General features: G+C 69.3%; 18 protein-coding genes. 8 read left to right on the top strand and 10 right to left on the bottom strand.

Annotation, left to right across the window (positions count from 1 at the left end; genetic code table 11):
- Positions 1 to 178 precede the first annotated feature (178 nt).
- The 6 genes from AB0N06_RS34720 to AB0N06_RS34695 all read right to left on the bottom strand — a co-directional run bounded on the left by AB0N06_RS34720 (position 179) and on the right by AB0N06_RS34695 (position 4,484).
- Positions 179 to 352, bottom strand: a complete 174-nt coding sequence (locus AB0N06_RS34720) for a hypothetical protein (RefSeq protein WP_266986310.1) — start codon at positions 350 to 352, stop codon at positions 179 to 181.
- 99 nt (positions 353 to 451) lie between these two features.
- The gene (gene npdG / locus AB0N06_RS34715) at positions 452 to 1,162 is read right to left on the bottom strand and encodes an NADPH-dependent F420 reductase (RefSeq protein WP_366138669.1); all 711 of its coding nucleotides are present in this window, start codon (positions 1,160 to 1,162) and stop codon (positions 452 to 454) included.
- A 156-nt stretch (positions 1,163 to 1,318) separates the two neighbouring features.
- Positions 1,319 to 1,909, bottom strand: a complete 591-nt coding sequence (locus AB0N06_RS34710; protein WP_366138668.1) for a hypothetical protein — start codon at positions 1,907 to 1,909, stop codon at positions 1,319 to 1,321.
- Between the two features lie 4 nt (positions 1,910 to 1,913).
- Positions 1,914 to 2,939 (bottom strand): hypothetical protein, encoded by a 1,026-nt coding sequence (locus tag AB0N06_RS34705; protein ID WP_366138667.1) that lies wholly within the window; start codon positions 2,937 to 2,939, stop codon positions 1,914 to 1,916.
- 278 nt (positions 2,940 to 3,217) lie between these two features.
- Positions 3,218 to 3,967 carry an ATP-binding cassette domain-containing protein gene (locus AB0N06_RS34700; RefSeq protein ID WP_366138671.1) on the bottom strand — a complete coding sequence of 250 codons (750 nt, stop codon included), beginning with the start codon at positions 3,965 to 3,967 and terminating at the stop codon, positions 3,218 to 3,220.
- Positions 3,968 to 4,034: 67 nt separating this feature from the next.
- Positions 4,035 to 4,484 carry a hypothetical protein gene (locus AB0N06_RS34695; protein ID WP_366138665.1) on the bottom strand — a complete coding sequence of 150 codons (450 nt, stop codon included), beginning with the start codon at positions 4,482 to 4,484 and terminating at the stop codon, positions 4,035 to 4,037.
- Between the two features lie 873 nt (positions 4,485 to 5,357).
- Here AB0N06_RS34695 and AB0N06_RS34690 point away from each other — a divergent pair.
- Complete coding sequence (locus AB0N06_RS34690) at positions 5,358 to 5,960, top strand: hypothetical protein (RefSeq protein WP_366138664.1); 603 nt, start codon at positions 5,358 to 5,360, stop codon at positions 5,958 to 5,960.
- Positions 5,961 to 6,025: 65 nt separating this feature from the next.
- Complete coding sequence (locus AB0N06_RS34685) at positions 6,026 to 7,351, top strand: MFS transporter (protein WP_366138663.1); 1,326 nt, start codon at positions 6,026 to 6,028, stop codon at positions 7,349 to 7,351.
- A 30-nt stretch (positions 7,352 to 7,381) separates the two neighbouring features.
- Here AB0N06_RS34685 and AB0N06_RS34680 read toward each other — a convergent pair whose 3' ends face one another.
- Positions 7,382 to 7,612: a hypothetical protein gene (locus AB0N06_RS34680; RefSeq protein WP_366138670.1), complete on the bottom strand. Its 231-nt coding sequence runs from the start codon at positions 7,610 to 7,612 to the stop codon at positions 7,382 to 7,384.
- A gap of 58 nt (positions 7,613 to 7,670) precedes the next feature.
- On the opposite strand from AB0N06_RS34680, the gene map reads away from it, so the two are divergent.
- Complete coding sequence (map, locus tag AB0N06_RS34675) at positions 7,671 to 8,528, top strand: type I methionyl aminopeptidase (RefSeq protein ID WP_266986302.1); 858 nt, start codon at positions 7,671 to 7,673, stop codon at positions 8,526 to 8,528.
- Positions 8,529 to 8,641: 113 nt separating this feature from the next.
- Here the strand turns inward: map and AB0N06_RS34670 are convergent, their stop codons facing one another.
- The gene (locus AB0N06_RS34670) at positions 8,642 to 9,358 is read right to left on the bottom strand and encodes a PhzF family phenazine biosynthesis protein (protein WP_366138662.1); all 717 of its coding nucleotides are present in this window, start codon (positions 9,356 to 9,358) and stop codon (positions 8,642 to 8,644) included.
- 443 nt (positions 9,359 to 9,801) lie between these two features.
- On the opposite strand from AB0N06_RS34670, the gene efeO reads away from it, so the two are divergent.
- Genes efeO through AB0N06_RS34650 form a run of 4 tightly spaced genes read left to right on the top strand, consistent with a single transcriptional unit; the run spans position 9,802 to position 14,113 of the window.
- A complete protein-coding gene (efeO, locus tag AB0N06_RS34665) occupies positions 9,802 to 10,938 on the top strand; it encodes an iron uptake system protein EfeO (RefSeq protein ID WP_366138661.1) in 1,137 nt (378 codons plus the stop codon).
- A gap of 20 nt (positions 10,939 to 10,958) precedes the next feature.
- Positions 10,959 to 12,239 (top strand): iron uptake transporter deferrochelatase/peroxidase subunit, encoded by a 1,281-nt coding sequence (efeB, locus tag AB0N06_RS34660; RefSeq protein WP_366138660.1) that lies wholly within the window; start codon positions 10,959 to 10,961, stop codon positions 12,237 to 12,239.
- A 34-nt stretch (positions 12,240 to 12,273) separates the two neighbouring features.
- A complete protein-coding gene (gene efeU, locus AB0N06_RS34655) occupies positions 12,274 to 13,245 on the top strand; it encodes an iron uptake transporter permease EfeU (protein WP_366138659.1) in 972 nt (323 codons plus the stop codon).
- Positions 13,178 to 14,113: a hypothetical protein gene (locus AB0N06_RS34650; protein ID WP_366138658.1), complete on the top strand. Its 936-nt coding sequence runs from the start codon at positions 13,178 to 13,180 to the stop codon at positions 14,111 to 14,113. The genes efeU and AB0N06_RS34650 overlap by 68 nt, the downstream gene beginning before the upstream one ends.
- A gap of 98 nt (positions 14,114 to 14,211) precedes the next feature.
- Here the strand turns inward: AB0N06_RS34650 and AB0N06_RS34645 are convergent, their stop codons facing one another.
- Both AB0N06_RS34645 and AB0N06_RS34640 read right to left on the bottom strand, forming a co-directional pair.
- Positions 14,212 to 14,958, bottom strand: a complete 747-nt coding sequence (locus AB0N06_RS34645; protein WP_366138657.1) for a bifunctional DNA primase/polymerase — start codon at positions 14,956 to 14,958, stop codon at positions 14,212 to 14,214.
- A 385-nt stretch (positions 14,959 to 15,343) separates the two neighbouring features.
- Positions 15,344 to 15,958, bottom strand: a complete 615-nt coding sequence (locus tag AB0N06_RS34640; protein ID WP_366138656.1) for a TetR/AcrR family transcriptional regulator — start codon at positions 15,956 to 15,958, stop codon at positions 15,344 to 15,346.
- Positions 15,959 to 16,203: 245 nt separating this feature from the next.
- On the opposite strand from AB0N06_RS34640, the gene ddaH reads away from it, so the two are divergent.
- The gene (ddaH, locus tag AB0N06_RS34635; RefSeq protein WP_366138655.1) at positions 16,204 to 17,043 is read left to right on the top strand and encodes a dimethylargininase; all 840 of its coding nucleotides are present in this window, start codon (positions 16,204 to 16,206) and stop codon (positions 17,041 to 17,043) included.
- Positions 17,044 to 17,163 lie beyond the last annotated feature (120 nt).

The raw sequence follows: 17,163 nt of genomic DNA, 5'->3' as shown, positions 1-17,163 counted from the left end.
ACCCGCACCCCGCTACCCAGTCGGCAAGAAACAGCGCAAAACGGATATGCCTAGACGCGGCGGGGCCGAGCAGCAGCCTTAAAGATCAAGCTTAGACCGACCGGCAATTGGGGGGTGGGCGCCCGGCTCGCGACGCCTGGCACACACGCTTCCCGATCGAAGGCAGCCCGACAGCCTCTCAGCCCGCGGTCCCGGCGCGCTGCTTGCGCAGGTAGTACCACGCCATGTTGGACGAGAGCCCGGCCATCAGCACCCAGACGATCCCGAGCCAGCTGCCCTGGACGAAGGAGGCCACAGCCGCACCGACGGCAAGGACGCAGACGGCGAGGGCGTAGAGAGCGAGGCGGGGCATGGGGGGCAACTCCTGTCCGGGGGCGGTACACGGTCCCGTCCAGTGTCCCTCATGCCCCGTTCCGCTCTCCGCAGGGTGCGGCCGTGGGCGTCCGTCGGCTCAGACGTCGGTGGTACGCAGGCCCGCGTGCGCCTTGTAGCGGCGGTTGACCGAAATCAGGTTGGCGACGAGCGATTCGACCTGGTGGGCGCCTCGCAGCCGGCCCGCGAAGATGCCGCGCATGCCGGGGATCCGGCCGGCGAGCGCCTGGACAAGGTCGGTGTCGGCGCGGGCGTCGCCCAGCACCAGCACATCGGTGTCGATCTCCTCGATCGCCTCGTCCTGGAGCAGTACCGCCGAGAGGTGGTGGAAGGCGGCGGTGACCCGGGAATCGGGCAGCAGGGCGGCGGCCTGCTCGGCAGCGCTGCCCTCCTCAGGCTTCAGGGCGTACGCGCCCTGCTTGTCGAAGCCGAGCGGGTTGACACAGTCGATGACGAGCTTCCCGGCGAGCTCCTCGCGCAGCGACTCCAGAGTCTTGGCGTGGCCGTCCCACGGCACGGCGACGATCACGACGTCGCTGCGCCGGGCGCAGTCGGCGTTGTCCGCGCCCTCGACGCCGAGGCCCAGCTCGTCGGCGGCGGCCTGGGCACGGCCGGCGACGCGCGAGCCGATGATCACCTTCTGCCCGGCGCGGGCGAACCGGTAGGCGAGCCCGCGGCCCTGCGGACCGGTGCCGCCGAGCACACCGACGGTCAGCCCGGATACGTCGGGAAGGTCCCAGGGGTCCTTGGCGGGGGGCTTGGGCGCGCTGCCGCTGTCGTTCGTAGTCATGGCGCCGACATTACTGCCCGCCCTGGAAGGGAAGGCCAGGTCGGTCTCCTGCGACATCCGTCACTCAGCTTGACCTTTTGCGTCGCCGCCCCGCACAGCGAGTCGAACAGCCAGTTCGAGCAAGGACGCCAAGCCTTCCCGGAGACCGTTTTCGACTCAGTTCGCGTCGCGGAGCATCGGGGCGGCCGGGGCCGAGGCAACGCCGAGCGCCAGCATCGCGGTGGCTGCGAGCGCGGCAGGTGTGTGGTCCGGAGGCATGAGGATGACCGTCCACGGATGGGCCTCACCGTTGCCGCCCGAGTTGCCGATGAGCATCATCGTGATCACCCATGCGACGGGAGTGATAGCAGCCACCTGGTGACCCGCTATCCGGCGGGCGCACAGCATCAGCCCGACCAGGAACGCGGTATTGCGGCCGGCGGTGTTCGCAATCTGGGCATCGAGAAGCACAGTGACGGTTTGCGCCACGGCGACCGTGGTCAGAACCGTGGCCAGGACCAGTGCCTGGTCGAAGCGGGAAACGGGACGACTCCCCGACGCCTCGGCGGCGGGGAGTCTACTGCTGAGAAAGAGCGCAAGCCCCATGCAGACCAGGAGCGGGGCGAAAAGAACGAGGGGCCGGGCGGCGTCGCTGCCCAGGGAAGGAAGAGAAACCAGCGTGTCGCCGGCGGCCGCAGTCAGCGCGGCGTAAGCCGCGAGAGCGGCGGCAAGGACCGGGATCTGTCGCGTTCTCAGCCACAAGCGCATCGGATCACCCTTCCGTCTTGACGACGGTCGGCATGGTCTCCGGAGCAGGTTTGCACTGCTGAAGCAACGTGACATTGCGTGTGAACCACGACAGCTGCTCGTCAGGAGACAGCTTGGTCACTCTGTCCACCACGGGCACCACGCTCGGGTCAGCGGCCAACTTCTGACTGTACTGACTCTGGATCTCCCCAACGTCCAGGCCGGCCTTGACCATGAGCCAGGCCGCGAGCGTGCCCACATGGCCGCTTCGGACGTCGGACGTGGTGGGACACGGCGGGATTGGTGGCAGCGCCGACGCCGCGATGCTTGCCTTCAAATCCACATCGCGCATGTCCCGGTAGAGGAACAGCCTCCACGTCTGCGCATCGATGTCGGCTGCCTCGGAGACGAACGCGAGCTCCTTCGGCGGCTCCAGGCCTGCGTCAACGAGGCGCGGAACGACCTCCTTCGCGGCATCGACCAGCGGTTCCAGCCTGTCGACCACCTCTACGGGGACGCAGATCCTGGGGGAACCGTCAGCGCACACGGGCGGGTCGGTGCGGGCGCGCAGTGGCGGGTCACCATTCCAGTCGCGCACGGGTGCGATGGCTGAAACGGTGAACACACTCAAGCAGACCAGGGACGCGGCAGCTGCGGCGCCGACGCGTACGACGCGATCGCGACGCCACCGGGCGATCTCCGCACTGACCAGGACAGCCGCCAGGATGCCCGTGGCCAGCACCATCGGTACGGCGAGCGCCACCGGGTTCACAGTGATCGTGACGTCCCCGTAGGGGGCGTCGAGCCATCCGGTGAGTTCCCGCAGCCACATCGGGGCCATCGTGACGGGCATCACAAGACACAGGTAGTCAACAACGAGAATCAATGGTGCAACCAGAATGCGCGGCAGCAGCATGCCGAGCCCGTAGCCGAGGGCAGTGTGGACGGTGATGAGGTACCCAGCCATGGCCAGCACGCCCAGGTGCGGCCAGTCATGGGCCGCGCCGGTCGCCAGGCGCACGGTCAGCAGGCACACCACAACCGCCGCCACTCCGAGGAGTGCCACCGGCCACAGTGTGCTGATCGCGATCGCGTATCTGCCTCGCACGGGCCCCAGTCGGTGGACCCCGGCCCTTCTCAATCGCCCAGCCTCCCAAGCCGCGAAGGCCGCGCAAGCAGGGGCATAAAAGGGGAGAGTGTGCCCGACCAGAGCAGTGTTGCCAGCCCAGTAGGCCGGCTCGTTCGCTGCCTCATGACTGCTGACCAGCCACACCCACGCAAGGACCAAAGGAGCGACCCAGACGACGCTGGTGGTGCGCAGTGCTGTTGCTACGCGCATGCCGCCGCCTCCTCCTGGACAGTGACGTAGTAAGCGGCTTCCGCGAGGCGGCCTGCCGCGGTGCCGGGCGGGGCCAAGGCAAGGAACTCGCGTACCGCACCGGCAAAGCGGATGGTCCCGCCGTTGAGCACGACGACGTGGTCGTAGGTGTCCTCCAGATCAGCGACATCGTGAGTGGAGAGCAGCACGTGCTGGTCGAGCCCGCCGAGGATCTCGTGGAAGACGCGTCGCTGGCGCGGGTCCATGCCGGCTGTCGGCTCGTCGAGCAGAAGGACTTCGGCCTCGTGCACCAGTGACTGGGCAACGCCGACCCGGCGTTGCTGCCCGCCGGACATCCGGCGAACCTTCCGGTCGGCCAAGTCGGCGAGTTCGACTCGCTCGAGAGCACCAAGAGAGGCGTCCCAGGCATCTCGGCGAATCATGCCTTTCAGCCAGCCGACATAGGCCACCTGTTCGCGGGCAGTCAGGCGGGGAACCGACTCGATCTGCTGGGGCAGCCAGGCGATGCGTCGGCGGTATTCGGCAAGGTCGCCACGCCGGGCGGTCGTCCGCCTGCCGTACGCAACGGTGCCGGCCTCTGGCCGGAGCACGGAAGCGGCCAGCGACAGGACCGTCGACTTTCCGGCGCCGTTGGGGCCGAGGAACACGGTCCGGCCGGGCGGGAAGTCGAAGGTGAAGTGCTGGATGACAGGGCTTCGGCGGCGATAGCCGAACGCGACCGAGCGGAAGCCGATGGGCATGGTGCGCACTCTCTTACGGTTGGGGGAAGCCCGCACCGGTTCGGTGCGGGCTGTGGTGTGCCTCAGATCACCACATGTGGACGCGCGTAGCGGACAGCGTCGGTCCGACGCTGGTGCTCCCGTTTACCGCCTTGATCTGGAAGTACAGGTCATCACCCTTACGCCCGGCCCACTCTCCATGGGACTGGCCTCCGCTGAAACAGGCGGTGAAGGTCTTCTTCTCCCAATACTCGTTCGGGGTGGTGTAGTTGTAGTTGATCAACTGAACCTGGGTCGACTCATTGACATACCCGTGATCCGAGGTTCTGCAGTCGTAGAAGTCGATGATCGTCGGGGCTGTCCCTATGTTGGTTCTGCCGGACTTGAAGCCGACCACCACGCCCTTCAGGTAGCTGTCGATGGACTGTATCGAGATTCCCCCTTGCTTGCCCCCGAGGGCATCTTCGGCGGACGCGGCAGGTGCGACGACGAGCGGCAGCAGGGCGGCACAGGCCACAACCGCTGCGGTCTTGCACATACTGAGAGAAGAACGCATGGCTGGTGTGATGGCGTTCGCGAGGTCCGATTGGCCTCGCTGCCTCCTCCGGGAGTGCGACCCGAAGGAGGCAGCCAAGCTTCACCTGCGGTTCAGACTCACGACCGCCTTTCCTGGTGGATGTGATCATCTCGTGATCAACTCCATGTCAAACCTGCTTAGTTGTGCAGTTCCTTCATGAGGTGTGACACATCCTCGTAGCGGAGAACGAAGAGGCCCCAGCGCAGATCGTTGACGAGACGACGGCAGAAGCCCCCAGGGTCGGTCCAGACGAGGAGACGAACGTCTTCGTCGAGGGCTGGGCCACCACGCTGCCGGTGTTCGCCCCCGAGACGATCAAGCGCGTGGCCCATCGGTATTCGTACAACGACGGCGAGGAATGCTCTGTCGAGCTGGTGGCAACCATCATCCTGGAGTAGTCGTCCCTGCTTGCGAGGGGACCGTGCCGCGGCCGGTCATCATGCCGCTGGTGCGCGGTGAGCTGGTCGGGGACAGTGGCCAACTGGGCGGGCGAGAGGCCGGGGCGCCCGTCGCGCGGGTACCAGTCGGCGAAGCCCTCGTCGTACCACAGCCCGTCCAGGCGGTCTCTCACCCACATCGCTGTCGTACCGCCCGGATTCTCGCCCGCGCGACCTGCGCAGTCAGAGACGGGGCTTGCTCACCGGGACGGGGACGGAGAGACAACGGACACCTCGACAACTGCATCGGCCTTCGAAACAGCCCCGATGCCCGCTGATCACGCTGCCGCACCGGGAAACTCCAAGATCCCCGACAGAGTCAAGCTCAGGCCCCGTTCGGCTGGTCCGGTGGCGTTCGCCGGTGCCGGGGACGGGCTCTGCGGCATGATGCCGGGCCATGGATGCCGTACGCGTCGCCCTGCTCCGAGAAGTGCTCGCCGGGACCGAGTGGCCCGCGGCGGCCCGGCGTTTCGCGGGGACGCTGCGCTCGTCCGTCGTTCCGCACGGCGGCGGGCTGCTGCTGGTGGGGACGGCGGCGTACGAGCCGTGGCACCTGGCGGCCCATCTCGTCGACGAGTCCACCTGGTCCGGGCTGCCGGAGCTGACTCCCACGCTTGTGCGGCACCGGGTGGGACCGGGCGATCCGGCGCATCTGGCCGTCGGTCTGGGCCGGATCGAGGCAGCCGGGCGGGGCGAGACGCTGCTCCTGGTGGCCCCGGAGCGGCCCGGGGCCGGGCTGCTGGAGCGGGTGCACGATGCGCGCCGGGCCGGGGCGACGGTGCTCTCGCTGGACGACGGTGACCCGGAGGTGGGAGGGCTGGCCCATGAGACGCTCGCGGTGACCGGCACCGACGATGTGGACCTGGACACCGTGCAGCATCTGGTGAGCGCGGCGGCCGGCGAGAACAGCGCCCCGGCGCCGCGCGGTCGGCGCGGCTTCCGGGACCGGCTGTCCCGGCTCGCCGACCAGCTGACCGCGCCACCGCCGCCGAGGTGGTGAAGGGCCGCGCACCTCGGCCAAAACCGGTTGCAGGCGGCACGTACGGCACCGGACCATGACCCCTCGTGACCTCCGCCTCCGCCCTGCCCGCCCGGCTCTCCGCGCTGCTGCCCGACCTTTCGCCCTGGCGGTCCTCGGCCGACTTCCGGCTGCTGTGGGTCCAGGGTCTGATCACCTACTTCGGCAGCTTCATGGCGCTGATCGCGCTGCCTCTCCAGATCAAGGAGCTCACCGGTTCGCCGCTCGCCGTCGGCGCGATGGGTGCGGTCGAGCTGGTGCCGCTGGTCGTCTTCGGTCTGTACGGCGGGGCACTCGCCGACTCCGCGGACCGCCGCAAGGTGATCCTGGGCACCGAGGCGGGGCTGGGGCTGCTCGCCGTCGTCCTCCTGGCGAATGCCGCGCTGCCCGACCCTGCGCTCTGGCCGCTCTATCTCGTCGCGGGCGGCGTCTCCGCGCTTGCCGGGCTGCAGCGGCCCGCGCTGGACTCGCTGATGGCCAGGATCGTGCCGCACGACCAGCTCACCGCGGCCGCCGCGCTGAACTCGCTGCGCTGGCAGTTCGGCGCGATCACGGGCCCGGCGGTGGCCGGTCTGGTGGTGGCCTATGCCGGGCACGCCACGGCGTACGCGGTCACGGTGGTCACGTTCACCGTCTCCGTGCTGCTGTGTCTGCGGCTGGCGCCCGCACCGCCCGCCGAGCACGCGCGGAAGCCGTCGCTGCGCGGGATCGCGGAGGGCGCGCGGTACGCGTGGAGCCGGCCGGTGCTGCTGGGGACGTACGCGATCGATCTGGCCGCGATGTTCTTCGCCTTCCCGAACACGATCTTCCCGTTCCTCGCGGACGAGCTGCACGCCGAGTGGTCGCTGGGGCTGATGTACGCGGCGGGGTCGGTCGGGTCCCTGGTGCTGGGGCTGACGAGCGGCTGGACCTCACGGGTGCGACGGCACGGGCTGTTCGTGGTCTTCGGTGCCGCCGTCTGGGGGCTGGCGATCGCCGCGGCGGGATGGTTCAGCAATGTGTGGCTGGTGCTGGGCTGCCTGGCGGCGGCGGGCGCGGGCGACATGCTCAGCGGGCTCGGCCGCTCCACGATCTGGAACCAGACCATCCCGGAGGAGTTGCGCGGGCGACTGGCGGGCATCGAGGTGCTGTCGTACAGCGTCGGGCCGCAGCTGGGTCAGGTGCGGGCGGGCGCGATGGCGGGCTGGACGGGCACCCGCTCGGCGATCTGGTCGGGCGGGGTGGCGTGCGTGGCCTCGGTCGCACTGCTGGCGGCGGCGCTGCCGAAGCTGCTCACGTACGACTCGGAGACGGACGAGGACGCCGGACGGCGGCGGCAGGCGAGCGCATCCGGTCTCCCGGCGTCCGGACAGTCAAGCACCTCCGGCGCGTAGGCCTCCGGGGGCGGAGCCCCGGGGCCGGGCCTACGCGTCGTCCTCCGGGGGTGTGGAGCGGTCGTGCCATTTGGGGTCGTTCTCCCACTCCAGGTTCCGCTCCTGCGCCGTCTCCATGGCGTGCCGAGCCTCCTCGGGCGTGGTGTACGGCCCGAACCGGTCCTTCGCCGGGCACTCCGGGCCCTCCTCGACCTTCTTGTGCTCCAGGCAGTAGTACCACTCACCCGGCTTGCCGACCGTGCGCTTCTTGAACAGGGCCATCATCGACTCCTTTCCTCGGGGCCATGCTGCCCCAAGCGCGCTGGTTAGACTCGCTGATATGTCTGGCCAGTCGCTCCTCGTACCAGGGGAGATCACTCCCATCCGTTCCGTACCCGGAAACATCCGGCGCCCCGAGTACGTGGGCAAGCCCGCTCCCACGCCGTACACCGGCCCGGAGATCCAGGACGCCGACACCGTCGAGCGCATGCGCATCGCGGGGCGGATCGCCGCGCAGGCGATGGCGGAGGCCGCGAAGCACATCGCCCCGGGCGTGACGACGGACGAACTCGACCGGGTCGCCCACGAGTTCATGTGCGATCACGGCGCCTATCCGTCGACGCTCGGCTACCGCGGGTTCCCCAAGTCGCTCTGCTCGTCGCTCAACGAGGTCATCTGCCACGGCATCCCTGACTCCACGGTGCTGCGCGACGGCGACATCGTGAACCTCGACGTCACCGCATACATCAATGGCGTGCACGGCGACAACAACGCCACCTATCTCTGCGGCGATGTGGACGAGGAGTCCCGGCTGCTCGTGGAGCGCACCGAGGAGTCCCTGAACCGCGCCATCAAGGCGGTCCGCCCCGGGCGCCAGATCAATGTCATCGGGCGGGTCATCGAGTCGTACGCCAAGCGCTTCGGGTACGGCGTGGTCCGGGACTTCACCGGGCACGGGATCAATTCCTCGTTCCACTCCGGCCTGATCATTCCGCACTACGACAGCCCGCACGCGACCACCGTGATGCAGCCCGGCATGACCTTCACCATCGAGCCGATGCTGACGCTCGGGACGCACCAGTACGACATGTGGGACGACGGCTGGACCGTGGTGACGAAGGACCGCAAGCGCACCGCCCAGTTCGAGCACACGCTGGTGGTGACGGAGACGGGCGCGGAGATCCTCACTCTTCCGTAGCCCTCGTACGCGAGGAGAGGCGTTCCCGCCCAGCGCGCGGTGACCCGGAGGACTGCGCTCTCCGGCCTGGCAGACGTGAGCGGCCCACGTCCCGGCCAAAATCCGCCGGGCACTCAGCCGCGGGTGGACAGCAGGACGCGGCCCCCGATCTCCACCGTGCCGTCCGGTGCGGGTGCGGTGAGGATCTGGGAGCCGCACCCCTGGGTGATGTTGAGGGCGCGGCCCAGCTGCGCGCTGAGCAGCAGCGCCGCGGCGCCCGTCGCCTCGTCCTCCACGATCCCCCCGGTGCAAGGCCCGGCTCCGCCGGAGCGGCTGACGCCGCGCTCATCGATCCGCCGCGGGAACGCCCGCGCCCTGACCCGCCCTGCCGCCTCGTCCTCCCATGCCCAGACGTAGAGCCAGCCCTCCCCGGGCGGCGGTCCGGTCAGCGCCTCGACCTCGGCGACGGATGCGTAGCGCTCCAGCGTGCGCGGCGGCACCCACTCGGGGCGTGCGGCGATCCAGGTGAACTCACCGTCCTGGCGGGCGAAGATCTCCCCGACCGGCAGTTCCAGAATCTCCAGATCGAGCAGCCAGGCGGCGCCGACGAGCGGATGCCCGGCAAAGGGCAGCCGGAGCCCGGGCGTGTAGATGTCGACGTGCCCCCGCTCGGGGTCGTCGACGAACACGGTCTCGCTGAAACCGAGTTGTCCGGCGAGCGCCTGCCGGGACGCCTCGTCGGGGTACGCACTGCCGTCGCGTACGACCCCGAGGGGGTTGCCGTGCCGGCCGTCGGGGCCGCAGAACACCCGCAGTACGTCGATGCCCGCGGGTACGTCGAAGTCATTCACGTGCGCATTCAAGCACCGCGCGGGCGCCGGCCGCGTCACAGGGCCGGACCGGCAGGTTGCCGGGCCGAGGCACCCGAGGAGCCCAGAGCTCCTGTGAAGTCCGGAGTTCGACGGCACCGGTCGAGGGCGGTCGCACTCCGCGCCGTCCAGGGCGAACGGGCCCGGGTACCGACGCAGTGTGCCCCGCCGCCGCTCGGCGAGCCGGCCGCCGCCCTCGACCTGTACACCGAGAAGAAACCCGGCCACTTGACCATCCCTTGACTATCGCTTGGGTCGCCCATGGGTCGCTCGTGATCACCTCGTTCCCCCACACCCCAAGTGAGAGCTGAATCACTGCACGAGTGGGCATCAGTCAGGTAAGCCTCGGTTAAGTTAGGTTCGCCTCACCTGCCCTGCCTTTGTCTCGTTCCAGCCTTTCTCTCTTCAGCCTGTGTGGAGCCCGTATGCGAGCCGTTCGTCTCTCCGTAGTCACCGCTGCCGCCACGGTGGCAGCCCTGACCGCCGTCACGGGCTGCGCCGAAAAGAGTGACGGGAAGGGCGAGGGCGCTCTGAGCGTCGTCGCGAAGGACGACTCCTGCACGGTGTCCAAGAAGAAGCTCCCGGCCGGCCACGTCGAACTGGCCGTCGAGAACAAGGGCTCCAAGGTCACCGAGGTCTACCTGCTCTTCCCGGATGCCCGCATCGCCGCCGAGCGCGAGAACATCGGCCCCGGAACCAAGGCCACCATCACGGCCGAGGTCAAGGCCGGCTCCTACGACATCGTCTGCAAGCCCGGCATGAAGGGCGCCGGCTACCGGCAGAAGATCGAGATCACCGGCGGCACCACGGCCAAGCGCAGCCCCGAGATGGACAAGGCCGTCACCGAGTACCGCACCTATGTGCAGGCGCAGGCCGACGAGACCCTGCCGAAGGCCAAGGTCTTCACGGACGCCGTCGCCGCCGGTGACATCGAGGCCGCGAAGAAGGCGTACGCCGAGTCCCGCATCGGCTGGGAACGCACCGAGCCGGTCGCCGAGTCCTTCGGTGACATCGACCCGAAGGTCGACCTCCGCGAGGACGGCCTGGAGGCCGGCCAGAAGTGGACCGGCTGGCACCGGCTGGAAAAGGCGCTGTGGCACGACAAGAAGCTCGGCGCCGAGGAGAAGGCTCTCGCCCCGGTCCTCTACAAGGACCTGCTCGACTGGCAGAAGCGGGTCGGCACGGCGGAGATCACCCCGACCTCGATGGCCAACGGCGCCAAGGAACTCCTCGACGAGGTAGCCACCGGCAAGGTCACCGGTGAGGAGGAGCGCTACAGCCACACCGACCTGATCGACTTCAAGGGCAACGTCGAAGGTGCGCAGAAGTCGTACGAGCTGCTGAAGCCGATCGCGTCAAAGAACGACCCGGCGCTGACCGCCTCCCTGGACAAGCAGTTCGCGTCGTTGAACACGCTGCTGGACAAGTACCGCGCGGACAAGACCTCGTACGAGTTCACCTCGTACGAGAAGGTCGGCAAGGCGGACCGCAAGGAACTGTCGGACGCCGTCAACGCCCTGGCCGAGCCGCTGTCGCAGCTCGCTGCCGCGGTGACGAAGTAACGAGCGGGGAGGCTTCGCACATGTCCGAGGAGACCCAGAACACCGTCGACGGCGAAGAGGCCGCGGCCGGCGGACGTGCGCCGTCCCGCCGCGCCCTGCTCGGCTGGGGCGGTGCCGGGCTGGCGCTCGGCGCGGTCGCGGCCGGTGGCGCGGTCGCCGCGGTGCGCACGAAGAGCGATACCGTACCGACCGCGGACAGCGGCGCCGCGGTGCCGTTCCACGGTGTGCACCAGGCCGGTATCGCCTCCGCCGTCCAGGACAGGCTGCACTTCGCCGCGTTCGACGTGACGACGAAGGACCGGGCCGAGCTGATCGCGCTGCTCAAGGAGTGGACGCGGGCGGCCGAGCGGATGACGGCCGGTCATGCGGTCGGCGACGGGGCATACGGTGGCCTCGCCGAAGCACCACCGGACGACACGGGCGAGGCGCTGGGGCTCAAGCCGTCCCGGCTCACCCTCACCATAGGCTTCGGTCCCTCGCTGTTCACCAAGGGGCGGTTCGGTCTTGAGGACCGGCGCCCGGAGGCGCTCGTCGATCTGCCGAAGTTCCCCGGCGACAATCTCGAGACGGCCCGCAGCGGCGGCGACCTGTGCATCCAGGCGTGCGCGGACGACCCGCAGGTCGCGGTGCACGCCATCCGCAACCTCGCCAGGATCGGCATGGGCCGCACCGCGATCCGCTGGTCGCAGCTGGGTTTCGGCAAGACGTCCTCGACGACGCCCGACGCCCAGACCCCCCGCAACATGATGGGTTTCAAGGACGGCACCCGGAACATCTCCGGTACCGACACCGCGGCCCTGGACAAGCACGTATGGGTCGGCGAGAAGGACAACGCGGGCTGGATGACCGGGGGTTCGTACCTGGTGGCCCGGCGCATCCGCATGCACATCGAGACCTGGGACCGGGCCGGGCTCCAGGAGCAGGAGGACGTCTTCGGCCGGGACAAGGGCGAGGGCGCCCCGGTGGGCAAGGCGAAGGAACGCGACGAGCCGTTCCTCAAGGCGATGCTGCCGACCGCCCATGTGCGGCTCGCCCACCCGGACAGCAACGACGGTGCGACGATCCTGCGCCGCGGCTACTCCTTCACGGACGGTACGGACGGTCTGGGCCGGCTCGACGCCGGGCTGTTCTTCCTCGCCTACCAGCGCGATGTCCGTAAGGCGTTCATTCCGCTGCAGCGCCGCCTCGCGGCACACGACGCACTCAACGAGTACATCCAGCACGTGGGTTCGGCGCACTTCGCCGTCCCGCCGGGCGTCCGCGACAAGGACGACTGGTGGGGCCGGGCGCTGTTCTCGTAACGGGACTCGAAGCGGACATAAGGAGAACCGAAACGTGTTCAGCAACTTCCTGATCGGCCTGCGCGAAGGCCTTGAGGCGAGCCTGGTCGTCTGTATCCTCATCGCCTATCTGGTGAAGACCGGCAACAAGAACAAACTGGTGCCGATCTGGGTCGGTGTCGGCATCGCGGTCGTCGTCAGCCTGGCGTTCGGCGCCGGTCTCGAATTCGGCTCGCAGGAGATGACGTTCAAGGCGCAGGAGGCGCTCGGCGGTTCGTTGTCGATCCTCTCCGTGGGTCTGGTCACCTGGATGGTGTTCTGGATGCGGCGCACCGCGCGGCATCTGAAGAAGGAGCTGCACGGCAAGCTGGACGCGGCGCTCGCGATGGGCACCGGGGCACTGGTCGCGACGGCGCTGCTCGCGGTCGGCCGGGAGGGGCTCGAGACCTCGCTGTTCGTCTGGCGCGCGGTGCACGCCGCGGACGACGGCTGGCATCCGATGATCGGCGCGTTCCTCGGGCTCGCCGCCGCCGTGGTGCTGGGCTGGCTGTTCTACCGAGGTGCGCTGAAGATCAACCTGGCGAAGTTCTTCACCTGGACCGGCGGCATGCTGGTGGTCGTCGCGGCGGGTGTGCTCGCGTACGGCGTCCACGACCTGCAGGAGGCCGAGTTCCTGGGCGGTATCCACAACCAGGCGTTCGACATCAGCGCCACGATTCCGCCGGACAGCTGGTACGGCACGCTGCTGAAGGGCACCTTCAACTTCCAGCCCGACCCGACCGTTCTTCAAGTCACGGTGTGGGCGCTGTATCTGATCCCCACGCTCGCACTGTTCCTGGCCCCGGTAGGGTTCGGACGGTCAGTGGGGGCGACGGATCAGAAGGCGCAGAAAGCAACGGATGAGAAGCCTGAGGCCGATTCGGCTGGCGACGGGGCTCGCGGCAGCGACAGTGCTGAGCATGACGGCGAGCGGGTGCGTGACGGTGCACGGCGAGCTGGAAGTCGTACCGGCGGCGACGAAGTCTGAGGCCGCGAAGGCCCTCGCGGACTTCACCGCCGCGTACAACGCAGCGGACAAGGCTTACGATCCCGCGCTCGACGCGGACCGGGTGACCGGTTCGCTCGGCGCGATCAACCAGGCCGGCCTGAAGGCGCGGCAGAAGAACTACCCCGGCGGCAATGCCAACCACAGGCCGCTGGAGCTGACCGACGCCACCTACGTCATCCCGAAGAAGGCAGGCTGGCCGCGCTGGTTCGTCGCGGACACCGATTCCAACCGCGACCAGGACAGCGGGAAGCAGGACACCCGCTGGCTGATCGTCTTCCTGCGGTCCGGGCCCGACGCCGGGTGGCGGGCCGCCTATCTGTCGGTCGTGGCGCCCGCCGTGGTGCCCGCCTTCGCGAAGGACAGCGACGGGCGGGCCCGGCCGGTGGCCACGGACAGCAGTGAACTCTCCGTGGCACCCAAGGACTTGAGCACCCAGTACACGGAGTATCTGCAGAAGGGCACGCCGGACGTGTTCGCCCCCGGGGTCGCCACCTCGGGCTGGCGGGACGTGCGCAGGACCACCCGTCAGGCGGGCTTCTCGTACCAGTACATCGACCAGCCGCTGGACAGCGGTGCGTTCGGTCCGCTCGGCCTCGAGACCGAGGACGGCGGGGCGCTGGTCTTCTTCAGCAGCAAGCACTTCGAGCAGCAGACCGCGGCGAAGGGGCTGCGTCCGCCGGTCAACGCGGATGTGCAGGCGCTGCTGACCGGTGAGGTGAAGACCACCCTCACCAAGGAGCGCGTCTCCAGCCAGCTGGTGTACGTCCCGAAGAAGGGCGCCGCGAACGGCGCCAAGGTGATCATGCTGAACCGACTGCCGGGGCTCACGGCGGCGAAGGGCTCGTGACACCGTAACGCCGTGGGCCCGGGAGCCGGGCCCCGCGGTCCGCCGGCCGTGAGCCGGGAGACGGGGGCGCCGGGCTCGTCAGGCCCCGCGCTCCGGCTTCAGCGGCTGAGCGGCCAGGCCACCGACCCGTGGTCGAAATCGCTCTGGTCCGCCGCATCGGCGTACTGCGCGCAGGCGTCGGTGAGCGTCTCCAGCAGCGTCAGCGGGTCCGGCAGCGGGTTCTCCGGCCCGTGGACCCAGTGCACGTCCAGCTCACCGGGGAGCAGGGCGGGCGGCAGGAGCACGTAGCTGCCGCGGCAGTGCCAGCGCAGTCCCGGATGCTCGTCCATGGTCTCGGGGTGGCAGTCCAGCTCGCAGGGCCACCACTCGTCCTCGTCCTCGGGGGTGCCGCGGGTGGCGGTGAAGAAGAGCATCCGGTCCTCGCCGGACACGGCCACCGGGCCGACGTCGACACCCGCGGCGATGAGCCGCTCCAGTGCCTGGCTGCCCGCGGTCAACGGCACGTCGAGGACGTCATGGATCATGCCGGTCGCGGTGATGAAGTTGGCCTGCGGCTGACTGCGGGCCCAGCGCTCGATCTGGGCACGGTCGGTGGTGGACTGCGTCTGCCAGGCGAAGGAGACGGGGTGCCTGGCGGGAGTGGGACAGCCAATGCGTTCGCATGAACATCGGTAGCCGATCGGGTGGGCGGCGGGCGCGATCGGCATTCCGGCCTCGGCGACGGCCAGGAGCAGCGCCTCCCGGGCGGTGTCGTCGACCGCGCGCTGCTGCGGTTTGGGTCGCCGGCGCAGCCATTGGGAAAACTTGCTCTCTGTGCCGCGAGAACGGCCGAAATCGGCGCCCATCTATCCCCTTACCTCAGCGTTGCCCCTGCCCCTATGGTCCCACCATCCTGCGCCTTGGGTGGCCAGAGTCCTGAAGCGGGGGCGTCGACCGATGCCCTGAGCAGGTCCCTTTGTGATCTTTTGTCCGGAAATGACAGGCGTGGCTGTGGCGGCTCGGTGCGACGGCGTCGCGCGGCGTGACTCAGAGGGGCTCACAAAATGGGAGTCCGATCAGCTCGCGGGGTCTGGTGCGTGCGATCGCAAGGCGCCGGAAGGTCCTCGGATGGGGCCTCCCCTGCTCGAACGAAGCTGAGAGCTTGGGGAAGGAGCTACTAGGGCATTTCGGCAACGCAGCGTGCGTGCGTGCCAGGCGCCGCGAGCCGGGCGCCCATTTCGTGAGCTCCTCTTAGCGGACGGCCAGACCGTGCAGGGTGTAGTCGACGAGTGCGTCCGCGTACGCGTGGGTGAGCGGCCTGGTCCGCAGCAGCCAGCGGTGCGTGAGCGGGGCGACGAGGAGCTCGAGGGCGATCCTCGGATCGATCTCGGCGCGTACGTCGCCCGCCTCCTGGGCGGCGCGCAGCCTGGTGACGTAGAGCTGCAGCTGCGGTTCGAGCAGCTTCTCGACGAATTCGGCGCCGAGCGCGGCGTCGACGATCCCCTCGGCGGCCAGCGCCCTGGTGGGTGCCTCGGTCACCGGATCGTTCAGCTCGTCGACGGTGGCCCGCAGGACGGTCCTCAGGTCGGCCGCCAGGTCGCCGGTGTCCGGGATGGCGTACCCGGCCTCTCCGGCCTCCTCGGCGGCCCGGTTTCCGAGGTCGACGAAGGCCTCCAGCAGGACGGCGGCCTTGGAGGGCCACCAGCGGTAGATCGTCTGCTTTCCGACACCGGCGCGGGCGGCGATGGCCTCGATCGTCGTCCTCGGGTAGCCGACCTCGCCGACGAGGCCGAGTGCCGCGTCGTAGATCGCCCGGCGGGAGCGCTCGCTGCGGCGGCCGGGGTCGGGCGGCCGGTTTTCTGCCATGCCCGTCACGGTAGCAGCGGAGCGAGGCGAGACGTATCGTCTCCGTATCTCTCCATAGACGTTACGGAGCATCCCGCAGAACCACCCGATCGGTTCACTGCGCGGTAGCTCCGAACGGCGCACCATGAGCTCACGCACAGACCCGTGCGAGCCCCGGCACCCTGCAGGCAACCCCTGCCGTCCGTGAGGAGCCCTCATTGCCTCGTGAAGCCACACCCTCCTCGCTTCGTGAAGCCGCCGTCCCCTTGCCTCGCGAAGCCACTGCTCCGGCGCCCCGTACAGCCACGCCGCGCCGCTACCTGATGTGCGCCCCGGCCCACTTCAAGGTCACCTACTCCATCAACCCGTGGATGGACCCGACCAAGCCGGTCGATCTGCCGCTGGCGCAGGCCCAGTGGGAGGACCTGCGCGACCGCTACCGTGCGCTCGGCCACACCGTCGAGCTGCTCACCCCGCGCCCCGAGCTGCCCGACATGGTCTTCGCCGCGAATGGCGCCACCGTCGTCGACGGGCGGGTGCTGGGCGCCCGGTTCGCCTACCAGGAGCGGTACGCGGAGGCGGAGGCGCACCGGGACTGGTTCCGGGACCACGGCTTCACCGAGATCCGTGAGCCGGACCACGTCAACGAGGGCGAGGGCGACTTCGCGGTCACCTCCTCGTACCTCCTCGCCGGGCGCGGCTTCCGGTCCAGTCCGCTCTCGCACAACGAGGCGCAGGAGTTCTTCGGCCGGCCGGTGATCGGCCTCGATCTGGTGGACCCGCGCTACTACCACCTGGACACGGCCCTCTGCGTGCTCGACGAGGCGGGCGACGAGATCATGTACTACCCGGGCGCGTTCTCGCCGGGCAGCCGGTCGGTGCTGCGGCGGCTTTTCCCCGACGCACTGATCGCCGAGGAGGCGGACGCCGCCGCGTTCGGCCTGAACTCCGTCAGCGACGGGCTCCACGTGCTGGTGCCGCAGGGCGCCGCGGGCCTCTTCGACCCGCTCCGGGCGCGCGGCTTCGAACCGGTCCCGATGGACCTGAGCGAGCTGCTCAAGGGCGGCGGCAGCGTGAAGTGCTGCACCCAGGAGCTGCGGAGCTAGTGCCGCGACCGGCAAGGTTTGCCCTGTCGCGACGCCCGGCACGCGCGCTCGCGGCGTTGGCCAAAAGCCCAGGTAGCTCCGCTACCAGGGCTTCCGGCCGCCTTGCGATCACACGCACCG

Origin of the sequence: Streptomyces sp. NPDC051020, from assembly GCF_040683105.1 — a bacterium.
In the GTDB taxonomy this organism is placed as follows: domain Bacteria; phylum Actinomycetota; class Actinomycetes; order Streptomycetales; family Streptomycetaceae; genus Streptomyces.
Note: the sequence above shows the minus strand (reverse complement) of the source record. Positions and strands in the feature narration are given on the sequence as shown.

Excerpts from the sequence above, each read along its gene's own strand:
- AB0N06_RS34720 (WP_266986310.1), bottom strand. The coding sequence starts at position 352 with ATGCCCCGCCTCGCTCTCTACGCCCTCGCCGTCTGCGTCCTTGCCGTC.
- npdG (WP_366138669.1), bottom strand. The coding sequence starts at position 1,162 with ATGACTACGAACGACAGCGGCAGCGCGCCCAAGCCCCCCGCCAAGGAC.
- AB0N06_RS34710 (WP_366138668.1), bottom strand. The coding sequence starts at position 1,909 with ATGCGCTTGTGGCTGAGAACGCGACAGATCCCGGTCCTTGCCGCCGCT.
- AB0N06_RS34700 (WP_366138671.1), bottom strand. The coding sequence starts at position 3,967 with ATGCCCATCGGCTTCCGCTCGGTCGCGTTCGGCTATCGCCGCCGAAGC.
- AB0N06_RS34695 (WP_366138665.1), bottom strand. The coding sequence starts at position 4,484 with ATGTGCAAGACCGCAGCGGTTGTGGCCTGTGCCGCCCTGCTGCCGCTC.
- AB0N06_RS34690 (WP_366138664.1), top strand. The coding sequence starts at position 5,358 with ATGGATGCCGTACGCGTCGCCCTGCTCCGAGAAGTGCTCGCCGGGACC.
- AB0N06_RS34680 (WP_366138670.1), bottom strand. The coding sequence starts at position 7,612 with ATGGCCCTGTTCAAGAAGCGCACGGTCGGCAAGCCGGGTGAGTGGTAC.
- map (WP_266986302.1), top strand. The coding sequence starts at position 7,671 with ATGTCTGGCCAGTCGCTCCTCGTACCAGGGGAGATCACTCCCATCCGT.
- efeO (WP_366138661.1), top strand. The coding sequence starts at position 9,802 with ATGCGAGCCGTTCGTCTCTCCGTAGTCACCGCTGCCGCCACGGTGGCA.
- efeB (WP_366138660.1), top strand. The coding sequence starts at position 10,959 with ATGTCCGAGGAGACCCAGAACACCGTCGACGGCGAAGAGGCCGCGGCC.
- AB0N06_RS34650 (WP_366138658.1), top strand. The coding sequence starts at position 13,178 with ATGACGGCGAGCGGGTGCGTGACGGTGCACGGCGAGCTGGAAGTCGTA.
- AB0N06_RS34645 (WP_366138657.1), bottom strand. The coding sequence starts at position 14,958 with ATGGGCGCCGATTTCGGCCGTTCTCGCGGCACAGAGAGCAAGTTTTCC.
- AB0N06_RS34640 (WP_366138656.1), bottom strand. The coding sequence starts at position 15,958 with ATGGCAGAAAACCGGCCGCCCGACCCCGGCCGCCGCAGCGAGCGCTCC.